Annotated in this window: 12 protein-coding genes; 11 read left to right on the top strand and 1 reads right to left on the bottom strand. The window is 38.2% G+C overall.

What is annotated here, in order from left to right; genetic code table 11:
• Nucleotides 1-25: 25 nt before the first annotated feature.
• The 6 genes from ilvC to H9650_RS02695 all read left to right on the top strand — a co-directional run bounded on the left by ilvC (nucleotide 26) and on the right by H9650_RS02695 (nucleotide 7,290).
• Complete coding sequence (gene ilvC / locus H9650_RS02720; RefSeq protein ID WP_191696488.1) at nucleotides 26-1,057, top strand: ketol-acid reductoisomerase; 1,032 nt, start codon at nucleotides 26-28, stop codon at nucleotides 1,055-1,057.
• On the top strand, nucleotides 1,044-2,585 hold the full coding sequence (locus H9650_RS02715) for a 2-isopropylmalate synthase (RefSeq protein WP_191696487.1): 1,542 nt from the start codon (nucleotides 1,044-1,046) through the stop codon (nucleotides 2,583-2,585). Before ilvC ends, H9650_RS02715 begins: the two co-directional genes overlap by 14 nt.
• Before the next feature lie 23 nt (nucleotides 2,586-2,608).
• Complete coding sequence (gene leuB, locus H9650_RS02710) at nucleotides 2,609-3,709, top strand: 3-isopropylmalate dehydrogenase (protein WP_191696486.1); 1,101 nt, start codon at nucleotides 2,609-2,611, stop codon at nucleotides 3,707-3,709.
• Between the two features lie 16 nt (nucleotides 3,710-3,725).
• Complete coding sequence (leuC, locus tag H9650_RS02705; RefSeq protein ID WP_191696485.1) at nucleotides 3,726-5,135, top strand: 3-isopropylmalate dehydratase large subunit; 1,410 nt, start codon at nucleotides 3,726-3,728, stop codon at nucleotides 5,133-5,135.
• A gap of 11 nt (nucleotides 5,136-5,146) precedes the next feature.
• Nucleotides 5,147-5,734, top strand: coding sequence for a 3-isopropylmalate dehydratase small subunit (gene leuD / locus H9650_RS02700; protein WP_191696484.1), 588 nt, complete (start codon nucleotides 5,147-5,149; stop codon nucleotides 5,732-5,734).
• Between the two features lie 710 nt (nucleotides 5,735-6,444).
• On the top strand, nucleotides 6,445-7,290 hold the full coding sequence (locus tag H9650_RS02695) for a VOC family protein (protein ID WP_144537639.1): 846 nt from the start codon (nucleotides 6,445-6,447) through the stop codon (nucleotides 7,288-7,290).
• Nucleotides 7,291-7,464: 174 nt separating this feature from the next.
• On the opposite strand, the gene H9650_RS02690 is transcribed toward H9650_RS02695, so the two are convergent.
• Entirely contained in the window at nucleotides 7,465-8,256 is a 792-nt protein-coding gene (locus H9650_RS02690) for an SDR family oxidoreductase (protein ID WP_191696483.1), read from the bottom strand.
• A gap of 153 nt (nucleotides 8,257-8,409) precedes the next feature.
• Here H9650_RS02690 and H9650_RS02685 point away from each other — a divergent pair, with 153 nt between their 5' ends.
• The 5 genes from H9650_RS02685 (at nucleotide 8,410) to secA (ending at nucleotide 14,987) form a co-directional block, all read left to right on the top strand.
• Complete coding sequence (locus H9650_RS02685) at nucleotides 8,410-10,095, top strand: methyl-accepting chemotaxis protein (protein ID WP_191696482.1); 1,686 nt, start codon at nucleotides 8,410-8,412, stop codon at nucleotides 10,093-10,095.
• Nucleotides 10,096-10,470: 375 nt separating this feature from the next.
• Nucleotides 10,471-10,965, top strand: a complete 495-nt coding sequence (locus H9650_RS02680) for a C40 family peptidase (protein WP_144537645.1) — start codon at nucleotides 10,471-10,473, stop codon at nucleotides 10,963-10,965.
• A 299-nt stretch (nucleotides 10,966-11,264) separates the two neighbouring features.
• Nucleotides 11,265-11,672, top strand: coding sequence for a PilZ domain-containing protein (locus tag H9650_RS02675; RefSeq protein ID WP_191696481.1), 408 nt, complete (start codon nucleotides 11,265-11,267; stop codon nucleotides 11,670-11,672).
• Nucleotides 11,673-11,753: 81 nt separating this feature from the next.
• A complete protein-coding gene (gene hpf, locus H9650_RS02670; protein WP_144537649.1) occupies nucleotides 11,754-12,311 on the top strand; it encodes a ribosome hibernation-promoting factor, HPF/YfiA family in 558 nt (185 codons plus the stop codon).
• Nucleotides 12,312-12,476: 165 nt separating this feature from the next.
• Entirely contained in the window at nucleotides 12,477-14,987 is a 2,511-nt protein-coding gene (secA, locus tag H9650_RS02665; protein ID WP_191696480.1) for a preprotein translocase subunit SecA, read from the top strand.
• The last annotated feature ends 5 nt before the right edge of the window (nucleotides 14,988-14,992 follow it).

The raw sequence follows: 14,992 nt of genomic DNA, 5'->3' as shown, positions 1-14,992 counted from the left end.
CAAAAATTCTGAGGAGGAAAAGAAAATGGCGAAAATGTATTATAACGGGGATATCAACGAAGGAACTTTAAAGGAAAAAACAATTGCAATCATCGGATACGGATCACAGGGTCATGCACATGCACAAAATTTAAAGGATTCAGGATTTAACGTTATCGTAGGAATTCGTGCTGGAAAATCATTTGACCAGGCGGCAGAAGATGGGCAGGAGGTTTACTCCGTTCAAGAGGCGGCAGAAAAAGCAGATGTAATTATGATTTTATTGCCAGATGAAAGACAAAAGGCAGTGTATGAGGCAGAAATAGAAGCAGCTTTAACAGCAGGTAAAGCTTTAGTATTCGCGCATGGTTTTAACATTCACTTCGACCAAATCGTTCCTCCGGCAGACGTGGATGTATTTTTAGTAGCACCAAAAGGACCAGGACATCTAGTTCGCCGTACATTTGAATCTGGAGCAGGAGTACCTGGCTTGTTTGCGGTATATCAAGATGCGACCGGGCAAGCAAAAGACTTAGCTTTAGCTTATGCAAAAGGCATCGGGGCGTCACGTGCAGGAGTATTAGAAACAACGTTCAAGGAAGAAACTGAAACGGATTTATTCGGAGAACAAGCAGTTTTATGTGGTAGTACAACAGCAATCGTAAAAGCAGGCTTTGAAACGCTAGTGGAAGCTGGCTATCAGCCCGAGCTAGCTTACTTTGAAACATTACATGAATTAAAACTGATTGTAGACCTTATGTATGAAGGTGGAATGGCAACAATGCGCTCTTCCATTTCCGACACAGCGGAGTGGGGAGATTTTGTGTCAGGCCCTCGCATCATTGATTCATCTGTTAAGGATCGTATGAAGGATGTATTAACAGATATTCAAAATGGTAAGTTTGCGAAGGAATGGATTCAAGAAAATGAAACAGGGCGTTCAAAATATAATGCAATCAAACAAGCCGAATCAGAGCATCAAATTGAAACTGTAGGTGCACAGCTAAGAGAAATGATGCCTTTCATCAATGAAGGGAAAAAAGCGAAGAAAGAAGTGGTGACGAGTGGGCAAAATTGATATTTTTGACACAACCTTAAGAGACGGAGAACAATCGGCAGGGATTAACCTCAACACCCAAGAGAAGTTAGAGATTGCTCGTCAGCTAGAGAAATTTGGAGTGTCTATTATCGAGGCAGGTTTTCCTGCTTCGTCACCCGGAGATTTTAACGCAGTCCAACAAATTGCGAATACCGTAAGAAATTCGGTCGTCACAGGTCTCGCTCGTTCTATAAAAAGCGACATTGAAACGTCTTGGGAGGCATTAAGAGGAGGGGTCCAGCCTCATCTCCATACATTTATCGCTACGTCTCCAATCCATATGCAATACAAGCTCAATAAAACACCGGAGCAGGTGATTGAAATTGCAGTTGAATCAGTTAAACTGGCGCGTAAGTATTTTCCTTTAGTGCAATGGTCAGCCGAGGATGCAACGCGGTCGGATAAGGATTTTTTAGTTCGCATTATCAATGAAGTTATTAAAGCAGGAGCTACTACTATCAATATTCCAGACACAGTCGGCTATGCAACACCAATTGAATACGGTGCGCTATTTAGATACTTGTCTGAAAATGTGACTGGAATTGAGAGAGTGAAGCTTTCCGCTCACTGTCATGATGATTTAGGTCTTGCAGTGTCCAACACACTGGCAGCAATTGAAAATGGTGCAACACAAGTAGAGGGAACCATTAACGGAATTGGTGAACGAGCAGGTAATGCTGCACTGGAAGAGGTCGCAGTCGCTTTACATATTCGTAGCGATTACTACCAAGCGGAATCAGGAATTATCCTAAAGGAAACAAAGCGCACGAGCCAGCTAGTAAGTAAGCTTACCGGAGTAGTGATCCAGCCGAACAAAGCGGTTGTAGGGAAAAATGCCTTTGCTCATGAATCAGGCATTCATCAAGACGGTATGCTGAAAAATCCAGAAACATATGAAATTATTACTCCAGAGTTAATCGGAGATGTCGCAACAGAGCTAGTACTAGGAAAGCATTCTGGTCGTCACGCATTCTTTAGCCGTGCAGTGCAAATGGGATTCCAGCTTAGCGAGGAAAAACTAAATGCAGCATTTGCAGCATTTAAAAAGCTTGCAGATCGCAAAAAGGAAATATCCGATGAGGATTTATTTGTTTTATTGACGGATCAGCAAGTCGACAATGGAGAAGTTGACGTTTACGAATTAGAGGAATTAATCATTAATTATGAAAACAACATACCGACATCAACTATTACAGTGAAGGTGCCAACAGGAGAGCAAATAAAAGAAAAATGTAGCGGTTCAGGGGCAGTGGAGGCAATTTTCAATACATTAGAAAAGCTAGTAAATGGAGATGTTCGAATTTTAGATTATCGGGTGTCATCTGTTTCGAAAGGGCGAGATGCTTTAGGCGAGGCAGTTATTAATCTAACGTATAACGGCGTAACTTCCTCTGGAAGAAATGCTTCGCAAGACGTTTTAAAAGCATCTGCAAGAGCTTATATCAATGCAGTCAATCGACAATTAATGAATGCACATTATCAAGAGCGTGTGGCAGTCAATCAATAAATAAATCTATGGGAGTGAATGGGATGGAAAAAACGATAACGGTATTACCTGGTGATGGAATCGGTCCTGAAGTAACGGAAGCGGCGGTAAAGGTGCTTGAAACAATTGCAAAGCGATATAATCATACATTCAAGCTGCAATTTGCGTTAATAGGAGGAGCAGCGATTGATGCTTGTGAAAATCCACTACCAGAAGAGACAATCAGCTTATGTAGTGATAGTGATGCCATCCTCTTAGGTGCTGTAGGTGGGCCTAAATGGGATCAAAACCCATCTCATTTACGCCCCGAAAAAGGATTGCTAGCAATTCGCAAGCACTTTGGTCTTTATGCAAACATTCGTCCAGTGAAGGCAATTCCTGCTTTACTAGAATCTTCTCCACTCAAAAAAGAAATAGCGGAAAATGTTGATATGGTTATTGTTCGTGAGCTAACAGGTGGACTGTATTTTGCAGAGCCTCGTAAGAAAACAGAGGATTATGCGTTGGATACGCTTGTTTATACTCGACCAGAAATTGAACGAATTGTTGACACAGCGTTCCAGCTTGCAAGAAGTAGACGAGGAAAGCTGGCCTCTGTAGACAAAGCGAACGTACTTGACTCCAGTAAGCTATGGAGAGAAATAGTGGAAGAGAAAAAGCAAGGATATCCGGACGTTGAGGTAGAGCATATGCTAGTCGATTCAACAGCGATGAAGCTGATTACAAAACCAGGTGCATTTGATGTAATCGTTACAGAGAATATGTTTGGCGATATTTTAAGTGATGAGGCATCTGTGATCACAGGATCTCTAGGAATGTTGCCATCCGCAAGTACACGAGGTGATGGTTTTGGACTTTATGAACCGGTTCACGGGTCTGCACCAGATATCGCAGGTCAAAATAAGGCAAATCCAGCTGCCTGCATTTTATCAGCGGCAATGATGCTACGAGAGGCGTTCCAAATGGAAACAGAAGCTGCGGCAATTGAAGAGGCTGTGTTTAGTGTATTGAATGATGGATATTTTACAGGAGATTTGCAGACTAAAGGAAGACGCGTTCTTTCAACAAGTGATTGGACCGACAAGGTGTTGGATGAATTGGATTCAGAGTTTGTTTCAGAAAGCATTATGTATTCATACGTTTAAAAGGGAGAGGGACTAAATGGCAAAAACGATTATTGAGAAAATTTGGGATGAACATATTGTGTATGAGGAAGAAGGGAAACCAGACCTTCTCTATATCGATCTTCATTTGCTTCATGAGGTGACTTCTCCACAGGCGTTTGAGGGCTTACGTTTAAATAATCGTAAAGTTCGCCGACCAGACCTGTGCTACGCGACAATGGACCATAATGTGCCGACTAGAAACCGGGAAGAAATAAAAGATGTAATTGCACGTAAACAGATTAATACATTACAGCAAAACTGTGATGAATTTGGAGTTCCTTTAGCTAATATCGGTCATCCTGACCAAGGGATCGTTCATATAATTGGCCCGGAGCTAGGGCTAACACAGCCTGGTAAGACAATTGTTTGTGGTGATAGCCATACTTCGACACACGGTGCCTTCGGTGCAATCGCTTTTGGTATCGGAACAAGTGAAGTAGAGCATGTCCTGTCTACACAAACCCTTTGGCAGGCTAAACCAAAGACAATGGAGATAAAGGTAACTGGTGAGCTAGGGATAGGAGTAACAGCTAAAGATATTATTCTGGCTATTATCGCTAAATTCGGAATCGATATGGGAACGGGTTATATCGTAGAATATACTGGTGAAGCTATTCGCAAGCTAACTATGGAGGAGCGCATGACAATCTGCAATATGTCTATTGAAGCAGGAGCAAGAGCAGGATTGATTAGTCCCGACGAGACTACTGTAGAATTTTTAAAAGGTCGAGAATACGTGCCAGAAGGTGAAGCATTCGACCGAGAAGCGTCACGCTGGCTACAGTTAGCATCGGATAATGGAGCTATTTACGATAAAACTTTAGAAATCAATGCCAATGAAATTGAACCATTTGTTACTTGGGGAACGAATCCATCTATGGGATCTGGAGTCTCCCAAAGCATTCCTTATATAAAAGATTTTCATGAGTCATCTGATCAGCAGGCACATGAAAAAGCACTTACTTATATGGGTCTGCAGGAAGGTATGGCATTAACAGATATTCATATTAGTAACGTCTTCATCGGCTCATGTACTAATGCTCGTCTAAGTGATCTACGCGATGCTGCTAACATAGTGGAAGGACGTACGGTGCATCCGAATGTAAAAGCAATTGTTGTACCAGGTTCTCAAACTGTAAAAAAACAAGCAGAAGACGAAGGAATTGACCAAATTTTCAAAGTAGCGGGCTTTGAATGGCGCGAATCTGGCTGTAGCATGTGTCTAGCAATGAATGACGACATAGTTCCTGCAGGTGAGCATTGTGCCTCAACTTCAAATCGCAACTTTGAAGGCCGCCAAGGAGCAGGAGCGAAAACTCATTTAATGAGTCCAGCAATGGCAGCTGCAGCTGCAATAGAGGGGCATATTGTAGATGTACGCAAATTTCAGCTAGCGCATGCATAAGGAGGAGAACCATGGAGCCAATCAATGAAATTAAAAGTGTCATAACACCTTTAAATAGAAAAAACGTAGATACAGACCAAATCATCTCTAAAGAATTTCTCAAAAGAATCGAGCGCACTGGCTTCGGTAAATACTTGTTCTACCATTGGCGCTTCGACGCGGAAGGAAAAGAACGAACAGATTTTGTATTAAACGATGAACGCTATAAAGATTCAGCTATTTTAGTAGCACATGATAACTTTGGCTGTGGCTCTTCAAGAGAGCATGCGCCATGGGCGATTTTGGACTATGGCTTCCGAGTAGTTATCGCGCCAAGCTTTGCAGATATCTTCTATAACAACTGCATGAAAAATGGCATTCTTCCTATTAAACTATCAGTTGAAGAAGTAGAAGCAATCCTCAGCAAGGAAAACTACTCGGTAGAAGTAAACTTAGAGTCACAAACAATAATCGGAGAAGATGGAGTAACATACTCATTCCAAATCGACCCCTATCAAAAGAAAATGCTCCTAAATGGCTGGGATGAAATCTCCTTAACCTTCCAATACGAAGACCACATTAAAGCCTACGAAGAAAAGAAATTTGCAGGAGCATTATAAAGGTTTAGCCACTAATCTATAGAAGATTAGTGGCTTTTTATTGGTAAAACATAGTTTATGTAGCTAGAAAGAGAATTTATCATAGACATTTTAACCAGAAAAATAGCTTTATGACCGGATAGAGCACATTTATGACCGGATAAAATATTTATGACCGTTCAAGAGAGATTTATGACCGGATAGAATTTTTTATGACCGCATAGAAAAATTTATAACCGTTCGCATCAAAAATAGACTTTGGAGCAAGTTTATTTTGCAATAACGGCAATTCCCAATGCGATTAGTGGCTATTTATTAGAAAAGAGGATTTAGCATAGACATTTTAAGCAGAAAAATAGCTTTATGACCGGATAGAGCACATTTATGACCGGATAAAAATATTTATGACCGGATAGAATTTTTTATGACCGCATAGAAAAATTTATAACCGTTCGCAGCAAAAATAGACTTTGGAGCAGATTTATTTTGCAATAAAGGCAATTCTCAATGCAATTAATGGCTATTTTATCTAGAAAAGAGGATTTAGCGTAGACATCCCGCATTCGGTGCAGGTTCATTTTGTAACAAAAGTTATCCCCATTGCGAGAATAGCTTTTAAAAACAGGTAATATAATTCCCGTGTTTGTCTACAATGAAAGAGAGTTGACTTTCTTAGGTAATTAAAATATAATTACTTACGAAAAGTAAGTTAATTAGAGGAGCCAATAACTATGAAATTTCATCAAAAACCATGGACTTACGTAGAGCTAGTAGAGTTAAAGGTATCAGACTTAGAGCAATCACTTAAATTTTATGAAGAAGTAATCGGGTTTAGAGTATTAGATAAACAAGCAAACAAGATATGGCTAACGGCTGATGGACAAACGGCGTTGTTATCAATTGAACAGCCTGACAATGTAGAGCCAAAGCTACCTAAAACGACAGGTCTTTATCATTTTGCATTACTATTACCTAGTCGTGAAGATTTGGGGGCTGTTTTAAGATTCTTTGCAGAAAACGGAATTCGCATTGGTGCAGGAGACCACTTAGTGAGTGAGGCACTCTATTTAAATGACCCAGATGGTAACGGGATAGAGATTTATAGCGATCGTCCTGATTCTGGATGGAAATGGGATAATGAGTTTGTTGCAATGGATACATTGGCAATTAATGCTCAAGATATTTTAGCAGCTGGAGCAGGAACAGAGTGGAAAGGATTGCCTAGTGGAACAGTAATGGGACATATTCACTTGCAGGTGGTTGATATCGAGGAAGCCAAAGAGTTCTATGAGCTATTGGGCTTTGAAGTTGTTACACCTTATCCAGGTGCACTATTTATGTCCACTGGAAAATACCATCACCATATTGGATTGAACACTTGGGCTGGTGCAGGGGCCAAACCCGCTACAGAAGAAATGACCGGATTAGAAGCATTCAATATTATCTATCCTTCTATACAAGAAAGAGACTCTGCGATTACTAATTTAAGAAAAAAAAATATTTCTGTTCTTGAAGAAAACGATATTTTTTATACAAAGGACCCTTCTGAAAATAAAATAAAAATGATTGTTAAATAAATAAAAATGCCTCCTAAATTCTAGGGGGCATTTTGCGTATTATTTCATTTCCTTCTATATAAGACAGCTTCACTAATTTAATGTTTATCGATAAAACGCTCCAACCTCTTTAAGTAAGTAGAGGTTATCTCAACATATAAAATTTTTCAAAGCAATGCACGTCTTCTCCCTCATTTATAGAGCCTTTAACATTCCGCCATCGATAACTAAACTTTGACCAGTCATATAAGTATTTGCTTCGGAGCATAAAAATGTAATCACTTTGGCAAATTCTGCTGGATCCCCATATCTGCCCATCGGAATCACTTGTTTGAATCCATCACGAACTTCTTCTATTGTGATATCTCGCTTTTTAGCAGCAATTTCATCTAGCTCTGTTACACGGTCTGTTTGAATCCGACCAGGCCCCACTGTATTAATCAGAATATTATCATTCCCATATTCTCTCGCTATGCTTTTCGACAAACCAACCATACCTAAACGGAAAGTGTTCGACAAAATTAAACCATCTAAGACCTCTTTTGTAGAAGATGACGAAATGTTAACTATTCTGCCGAATTTTTGCGCTTGCATGTATGGAAGGGCTTGTCGAATAGTGCGTATATAGCTAAGCAAATTTTTTTCAAAAGCATTTGCCCAGTCCTGATCGGTTACTTGGCCAAATCCTCCGGGTGTCGGGCCTCCTGCATTATTGACAAGAATATCTACGCCACCAAGCTTTGTCTTTGCTTCTTTGAACAATTGAACAATATCATCTTCCTTCGTAACGTCACAGACGGTATAAAAAATTTCAGCATTACCGCTATTTTGTTTGATTTCCTCTAATGTTGTTTTTAATTCTTCTTCATTTCTACTAGAGATAAGCACCCTAGCTCCTTCTTTAGCAAACTGTAAAGCTGTTGCCTTTCCTAAACCTTTACTTGATGCAATCACAATCACGCGTTTATTTTGAAGTCCTAAATCCATTATTGATCACTGCCTTTCCGTAAATATATGTTAATAATAATTTTACATTTAATATTCTGTTTTGTCAGTGTAAAGGTAATATTAAGAATACGTAAATCAAAACTGTTTTAGAAAATTATATGCTATATTTTCATTTAGGGGGGCTGAATACCTATGTTGAAGTGGTCAAAAATGCCAATTAGAATGAAGTATAACGTTGCTTTTTTTAGTTCTTTTCTCTTGTTTGGAGTCATGACAATATTGTTAATATACCAAGTGACAAAAAACTACAATCTTACAAATGAGCTAGAATTATCTTCTAAGAATGTGGAATATGTAGACAGAATGATGAATGAAAATGCAGGAATGTATATTGCCATTACTCATTTTACAGGAGATCCAATTGAGCAGTATGAAACTGATTATCAAACATATAAAAAGAACCTGGAGTTACTTTTAAATGAAAAAAACAGATTTACTCAAGCAGAGAAGGAAAAGGTGTTAAGTACGATCCAAGGTATCCAAACTATCTATGAAACCAATCTTAGAACATCTGTACTAAATAAAGAAAACGTTGCCAAACGAAGGCAACTGAATGCTATACATACTCAATACAATGATCTTACATCTTTCCTAAATGATCAAAGAGAGAAAGAGTCGAATAATAGAGAAACAATTATAGAAGAAATGAATGAAAGCCAATTACAAACAATCCAATGGATGATTGGTTCGTTTCTTATATCAGGAGTCTGTTCAATTGGCTTGCTACTTTTGACTAACAGGCAAATTAAAGAGCAATTATCAATAGTTGCCTATTCTGCTAAAGAAATTTCTAAAGGAAAACTAAAAATAGCTCCAATTTCTATACTTAGTCAGGATGAATTAGGAGAGGTTTCGAGTGCTATGAACGATATGAAGGATAACCTCAAGGAGATGGTTACTATTATAAAAGCTACATCTAACAAGCTAAGTGAAGATAGCGTTTTATTAAAAGAGAATTCTTACCAATCCGTTGCTGGAGTTAACAGCGTACAGGAGGCAATCGAAGAGGCAAGCGTTAATATGAACGAGCAAAGAAATATGTCATTAGATATAAAATCTTTCCTAGAAAGATTCTCAGAGACCTTAACAATGGTAGCGGATCATGCCAATGAAGTAAAATTACAAGCTAAAAGTGCTGTAAGTATTGCAGATGCAAGTGCAATTGCTTTAAATAATGCAATTTCGGAGGTTGGGATTCTTAGATCTTTATTTAAGTCCGCTGATCAAGAAAGAAAATTACTACAGAAGAAAACAGAAGAAATAGTAAGATTAACCTCAAAGGTTCAATCTATTTCTAAGCAAACAAATTTATTAGCATTAAATGCTGGGATTGAAGCTGCGAGAGCTGGGGAACATGGCAAGGGGTTCAGCGTGGTAGCAGAGGAGGTAAAGAAACTAGCAGATGATGTCTCGGAAACCGCAGCAATTATTCGCGAAACTTCCATCTATATAACGGAGCAAGGAAATGACCTGAAAAAAGTATTTGCCGAAGGTCTTACTACAGCAAATTCCAGTGAGTTAGTGTTTCATTTATTACAGGAAAAATTAGAGGTCATCATTAAATATATCCATCAATCAAACGAACAAAACAATCAAATGGCTTTATCTATGCAGACTATAGAGAATGACAAAAACGAAACAGAAAATAGAATAATAGAACTCGCAAAGTCAATCGATATAAATTCAGGCTATATGGATGAAACAGTTCAATTGCTTTTCCTTAATGTCAAAAATATTAAGTCCTTATCGAAGCTAATTAGTGATTTAAGCGACCAAGCAGAAATTTTAGAACAATCTACAACTCGCTTCGAACTTTAAAAATCATGTATATGAGATTAAAATATGACTTAAAAGTATATAGGTAAATAGTTTGTTAAATTTTTTCAGATTGCACCTTCTAGTGATAAAAATTTTTCATATGCTCTTTGAACTTAATTTATGATAATTGTCCCAATATCTATTTTAAAAAGATTTCAAAATATTTATAATGAAAAACATCGACTTTTGTCGATGTTTTTTTAAATAAATCCCTTTATACCAAGGGTTGTCCATAATTCCAATGAAAAAAGCTCTGTTACATTAGACGTTCTTTGTAATGAAATTGTTACATAACTGTAAAATAAAAAAGGTTTAAAAAGTGATAAGATGAATTCAGTTAAGTTTTCAGAAAATTTATGACGTCGGAGGAACTACATGAACTTGAAGTCTATATCGCAAAAAGTCATTGGTATAATAATTTTATCCATGCTTTTAGTCACACTTCCATTTGCAGCAAGCACCGAAGCTTCTAGCTCAATAGATTCATCTGAATTAGTAGCAACCGCTAAAAACTTAATAGGTATTAAATATCGCGGAGGCGGAACTACAACTGCTGGATTCGATTGTTCAGGCTTTGTAGGCTACGTATTTGATGATTTAGGCATTAATCTTCCAAGATCATCCGCAGGTATGTATGCAACTGGTTCTAAAGTTGAAAAAGATAACCTGGCTTCAGGAGATCTTGTTTTCTTTAATACATCTGGTAAAGGCATTTCACATGTTGGAATATACATTGGGGATGGAAAATTTATTCATTCATCGACTTCTAAAGGCGTGAAGGTAGATAAGTTAAGTGATCCTTATTATTGGGGCAAACGCTTTGTTGGAGCAAAAAGAGTCGCAGATGTAACAATGACAGCAAATAAATAAAACATATACCCAGATACCTTATCGTATAGTGCGATAAGGTATTTTTTTATTACTAAATAAAATATACGGTGCTACAGCGAATGACCATCAGCATAAGCGCTTTTGAACCTTTTGTAGTTTGAATAATTATGCGGTGGTTTTAAGATAACTAAAGAGAGGTATATAGGCTAATAATAACTTCCACTCTATAACTACAATATGGAGTTTGAGCACTATTAATTTCTTGATAATTATTCTTCCGTTAGTCATAATGGAGGGATAGAAATAGGTTAATATTGGTGCATGTGGGGGGAATTACTATGCAGTATAAGAGAAATGAATATTTTCGATACACTTTCGGTGAACCTTGTGAGGCAACATTTCGTTTAATAAAGGACACGGGAGGTGACCGCCCTACAGAATTCTCGAATAAAGGGAAGTGTCAAATCATAGATATAAGTCCCAATGGCTTAAGGATAATTACAGAGCTTTCTATTGTAATTGAGCTATTAAAAGTGATAGAAGTGAATTTTATCATTGATGAGACACCACTTAGCATGATTGGGGAGCTCGTGTGGTCTAAGAAAAATGTCAATGGCTTCGAATACGGAGTGCGACTGAGCGAGGATCAAAATAACGAGCAAAAAATCGTAAATGACCTTAAAGTACGAAGTCGAAAAGAAATGGAATTAAAAACCAAAAATGTGTCAAGATTCGACAAAAAATAATTATTTTATTTTACGAAAAGAAGGATATTTAAAAGGAAATGTTGAAATATTATATAGAGTTAAATTAAAGGAGGAGTTTACATGCTAAACTTTAACATTCGTGGAGAAAACATTGAGGTGACTCCTGCAATTCGTGAGTACGTTGAAGGTAAGGTCGAAAAAGTCGGTCGTTACTTTAACGAAGAAATTCAAGCGACTGCAAACGTCAACTTAAAAGTGTACAATGACAAACAAACTAAGGTCGAAGTAACAATCCCGATGAAGAATTTAACTTTAAGAGCGGAAGAACGTCATACTGATATGTATGCCGCTATTGATCTTATAGTAGATAAATTAGAGCGTCAAATTCGAAAATATAAAACTAAAGTAAATCGTAAAAGCCGTGAGCGTGAGGGAGTAGGAGCATATTTTGCTGCTATCGATCCACCGGATGCTCCAGTTTCTCTTTCAGAGGAAGACGAGTACAATATCGTCCGTACAAAACAGTTTGATTTAAAACCAATGGATCAGGAAGAAGCAGTATTACAGATGAATATGCTTGGTCACAGCTTCTTTATCTTTACTGATGCTGATTCAAATGGTACTCATATCGTCTATAAACGTAAGGACGGAAAATACGGTTTAATCGAAACAAATTAATTATACCAATAAAAATTACAACTAAATTAAGCATATCGACATAAAGTGACAAAAACTCTTCTCTTTTCATGGAGAAGAGTTTTTGTATTTATGGCTCACCTCATTTGCGTGAGTATGTAACGAATGGTAAAATGGAGAGTAAGACTAAATGGGAAGTGAATATAAATGCTTAATGTTCTTAATAAAGTGTTCGATTTAAATAAACGTGATTTAAAACGATTAGAAAAAATCGCTGATAAAGTAGAAGCATTGGCTAGTGAAATGGAAGCTCTTACTGATGATGCACTAAGCGCAAAAACGGAGGAATTCCGTGAAAGGTTCTCTAAGGGTGAGACTTTAGATCAGCTTTTACCAGAGGCATTTGCCGTTGCGCGTGAGGGAGCTAAACGAGTACTAGGTTTGTATCCATTCCGAGTGCAAATCATGGGTGCAGCAGCACTGCATGAGGGGAATATTGCAGAGATGAAAACTGGGGAAGGTAAAACCCTAACGTCTACTATGTCTGTTTATTTAAATGCCCTAACAGGACAAGGAGTCCACGTAGTAACAGTAAATGAATACCTGTCTAGCCGTGATGCTGCGGAAATGGGTAAACTATATAATTTCTTAGGTCTATCTGTTGGACTAAATTTAAATTCTCTTTCTAAAGATGAAAAGCGTGAAGCATATGCTGCTGATGTTACGTATTCCACAAACAATGAGCTAGGATTTGATTATCTTAGAGATAATATGGTGTTGTACAAGGAAGAAAAAGTACAACGTCCGCTTCACTATGCCGTAATAGATGAGGTTGACTCCATCTTAATCGATGAAGCGAGAACGCCTTTAATCATTTCCGGACAAGCAAACAAGGCTGCTGCACTTTACAAGCAAGCAAACGCATTTGTTCGCACTTTGAATAAAGAAGAAGATTATACGTATGAAGAGTCAACTAAAGGTGTAACTTTGACTGACACAGGAGTTGAAAAAGTAGAAAAAGCTTTCCATATCGAGAACTTATTCGACTTAACTCATGTTCGATTGAATCATGCGATCAACCAATCTCTAAAAGCACACGTTTCCATGCATTTAGATGTTGATTATGTTGTGCAAGATGGTGACGTAGTCATCGTTGACTCCTTCACCGGACGACTAATGAAGGGCCGTCGTTATAGTGACGGATTGCATCAAGCGATTGAGGCTAAGGAAGGCTTAGAAGTACAAAATGAATCGATGACAATGGCCACGATTACCTTCCAAAACTTTTTCCGTATGTATGACAAGCTGTCAGGGATGACAGGTACTGCTAAAACAGAGGAAGAGGAATTCCGTAATATTTATAATATGAATGTTATTGCTATTCCAACGAATAAACCGATTGCTAGAGATGATCGTCCAGATTTAATCTATGCATCCATGAATGGAAAATTCGAAGCGGTTGCAGCTGATATAGCAGAACGTCATAAAAATGGACAACCAGTTTTAATAGGTACTGTTGCGATTGAGACTTCTGAAATTATTTCAAAGCTGTTAACAAAGCATGGTATCAAGCATAATGTATTAAATGCAAAAAACCATGAGCATGAAGCAGAAATTATCGCAACTGCAGGACATCTTGGTTCTGTAACAATTGCCACTAACATGGCTGGGCGTGGTACAGATATCAAGCTTGGAGACGGAGTTTTAGATGCTGGTGGGTTAGCAGTAATTGGTACAGAGCGTCATGAGTCGCGTCGTATTGATAATCAGCTACGAGGACGTTCTGGACGTCAAGGGGATCCTGGTGTGACTCAATTCTATCTTTCTATGGAAGATGAATTGATGCGTCGATTTGGTTCAGACAATATGCGCACTATGATGTCTAAGCTTGGAATGGACGATTCACAGCCTATCCAATCTAAAATGGTATCCCGTGCAGTGGAATCTGCTCAAAAACGTGTAGAGGGTAACAACTTCGATTCTCGTAAACGTCTGTTACAATATGATGATGTTTTGCGTCAGCAACGTGAAATTATATACAAAGAACGTAACGAAGTATTGGAAACAGAAAATATGCGTGCTTTAGTGGAGACTATGATCTTTGCTGCTATTGAGCGTTTAGTTACTGCTCATACAAATGCAGAAAATAAAGCAGAGTGGAACTACAAGGCAATAGAGGATTATGTTCAAGCTAATCTGCTTCCAGAAGGTGTCATCACTCAAGCAATGTTAGAAAATATTTCTCAGGATGAAGTTATTGAGAAAATTAAAGATGAAGTAATTAGCTTCTATGATGCAAAAGAAGCGGAAATGACTGCTGAGCGCATGCGCGAGTTCGAAAAAGTTGTTTTACTTCGTTCAATTGACTCTAAATGGATTGATCATATCGATGCGATGGATCAGCTTCGTCAAGGTATTCACTTACGTGCATATGGACAAAATGATCCACTTCGTGAATACCAAAGTGAAGGGTTCGCCATGTTCGAATCCATGGTAGAGGCTATCCAAGAGGATGTAGCGAAGTATGCTATGAAAGCAGAAATTCGCAACAACCTGGAGCGTGAAGAGGTAGCTAAAGGGCAAGCTGTGAATCCAAAAGAAGAAGGCGGTCCTGTTAAGAAAAAACCAGTTCGCAAGCAGGCCAATGTAGGTCGCAATGAGCCATGTCCATGTGGTAGCGGAGAAAAGTTTAAAAACTGTCATGGTGCAGTTAGATAATAGAG

Source organism: Psychrobacillus faecigallinarum, from assembly GCF_014836595.1.
Taxonomy (GTDB): Bacteria; Bacillota; Bacilli; order Bacillales_A; family Planococcaceae; genus Psychrobacillus; species Psychrobacillus faecigallinarum.
The sequence above is the reverse complement of the archived record's forward strand: the minus strand, read 5'-3'. Positions and strand labels throughout refer to the sequence as shown.

What these genes read in the sequence shown, in the direction of transcription:
- H9650_RS02690 (WP_191696483.1), bottom strand. Translation starts at nt 8,256, where the DNA reads ATGGATTTAGGACTTCAAAATAAACGCGTGATTGTGATTGCATCAAGT.
- leuB (WP_191696486.1), top strand. Translation starts at nt 2,609, where the DNA reads ATGGAAAAAACGATAACGGTATTACCTGGTGATGGAATCGGTCCTGAA.
- H9650_RS02685 (WP_191696482.1), top strand. Translation starts at nt 8,410, where the DNA reads ATGTTGAAGTGGTCAAAAATGCCAATTAGAATGAAGTATAACGTTGCT.
- leuC (WP_191696485.1), top strand. Translation starts at nt 3,726, where the DNA reads ATGGCAAAAACGATTATTGAGAAAATTTGGGATGAACATATTGTGTAT.
- hpf (WP_144537649.1), top strand. Translation starts at nt 11,754, where the DNA reads ATGCTAAACTTTAACATTCGTGGAGAAAACATTGAGGTGACTCCTGCA.
- secA (WP_191696480.1), top strand. Translation starts at nt 12,477, where the DNA reads ATGCTTAATGTTCTTAATAAAGTGTTCGATTTAAATAAACGTGATTTA.
- H9650_RS02675 (WP_191696481.1), top strand. Translation starts at nt 11,265, where the DNA reads ATGCAGTATAAGAGAAATGAATATTTTCGATACACTTTCGGTGAACCT.
- ilvC (WP_191696488.1), top strand. Translation starts at nt 26, where the DNA reads ATGGCGAAAATGTATTATAACGGGGATATCAACGAAGGAACTTTAAAG.
- H9650_RS02695 (WP_144537639.1), top strand. Translation starts at nt 6,445, where the DNA reads ATGAAATTTCATCAAAAACCATGGACTTACGTAGAGCTAGTAGAGTTA.
- leuD (WP_191696484.1), top strand. Translation starts at nt 5,147, where the DNA reads ATGGAGCCAATCAATGAAATTAAAAGTGTCATAACACCTTTAAATAGA.
- H9650_RS02680 (WP_144537645.1), top strand. Translation starts at nt 10,471, where the DNA reads ATGAACTTGAAGTCTATATCGCAAAAAGTCATTGGTATAATAATTTTA.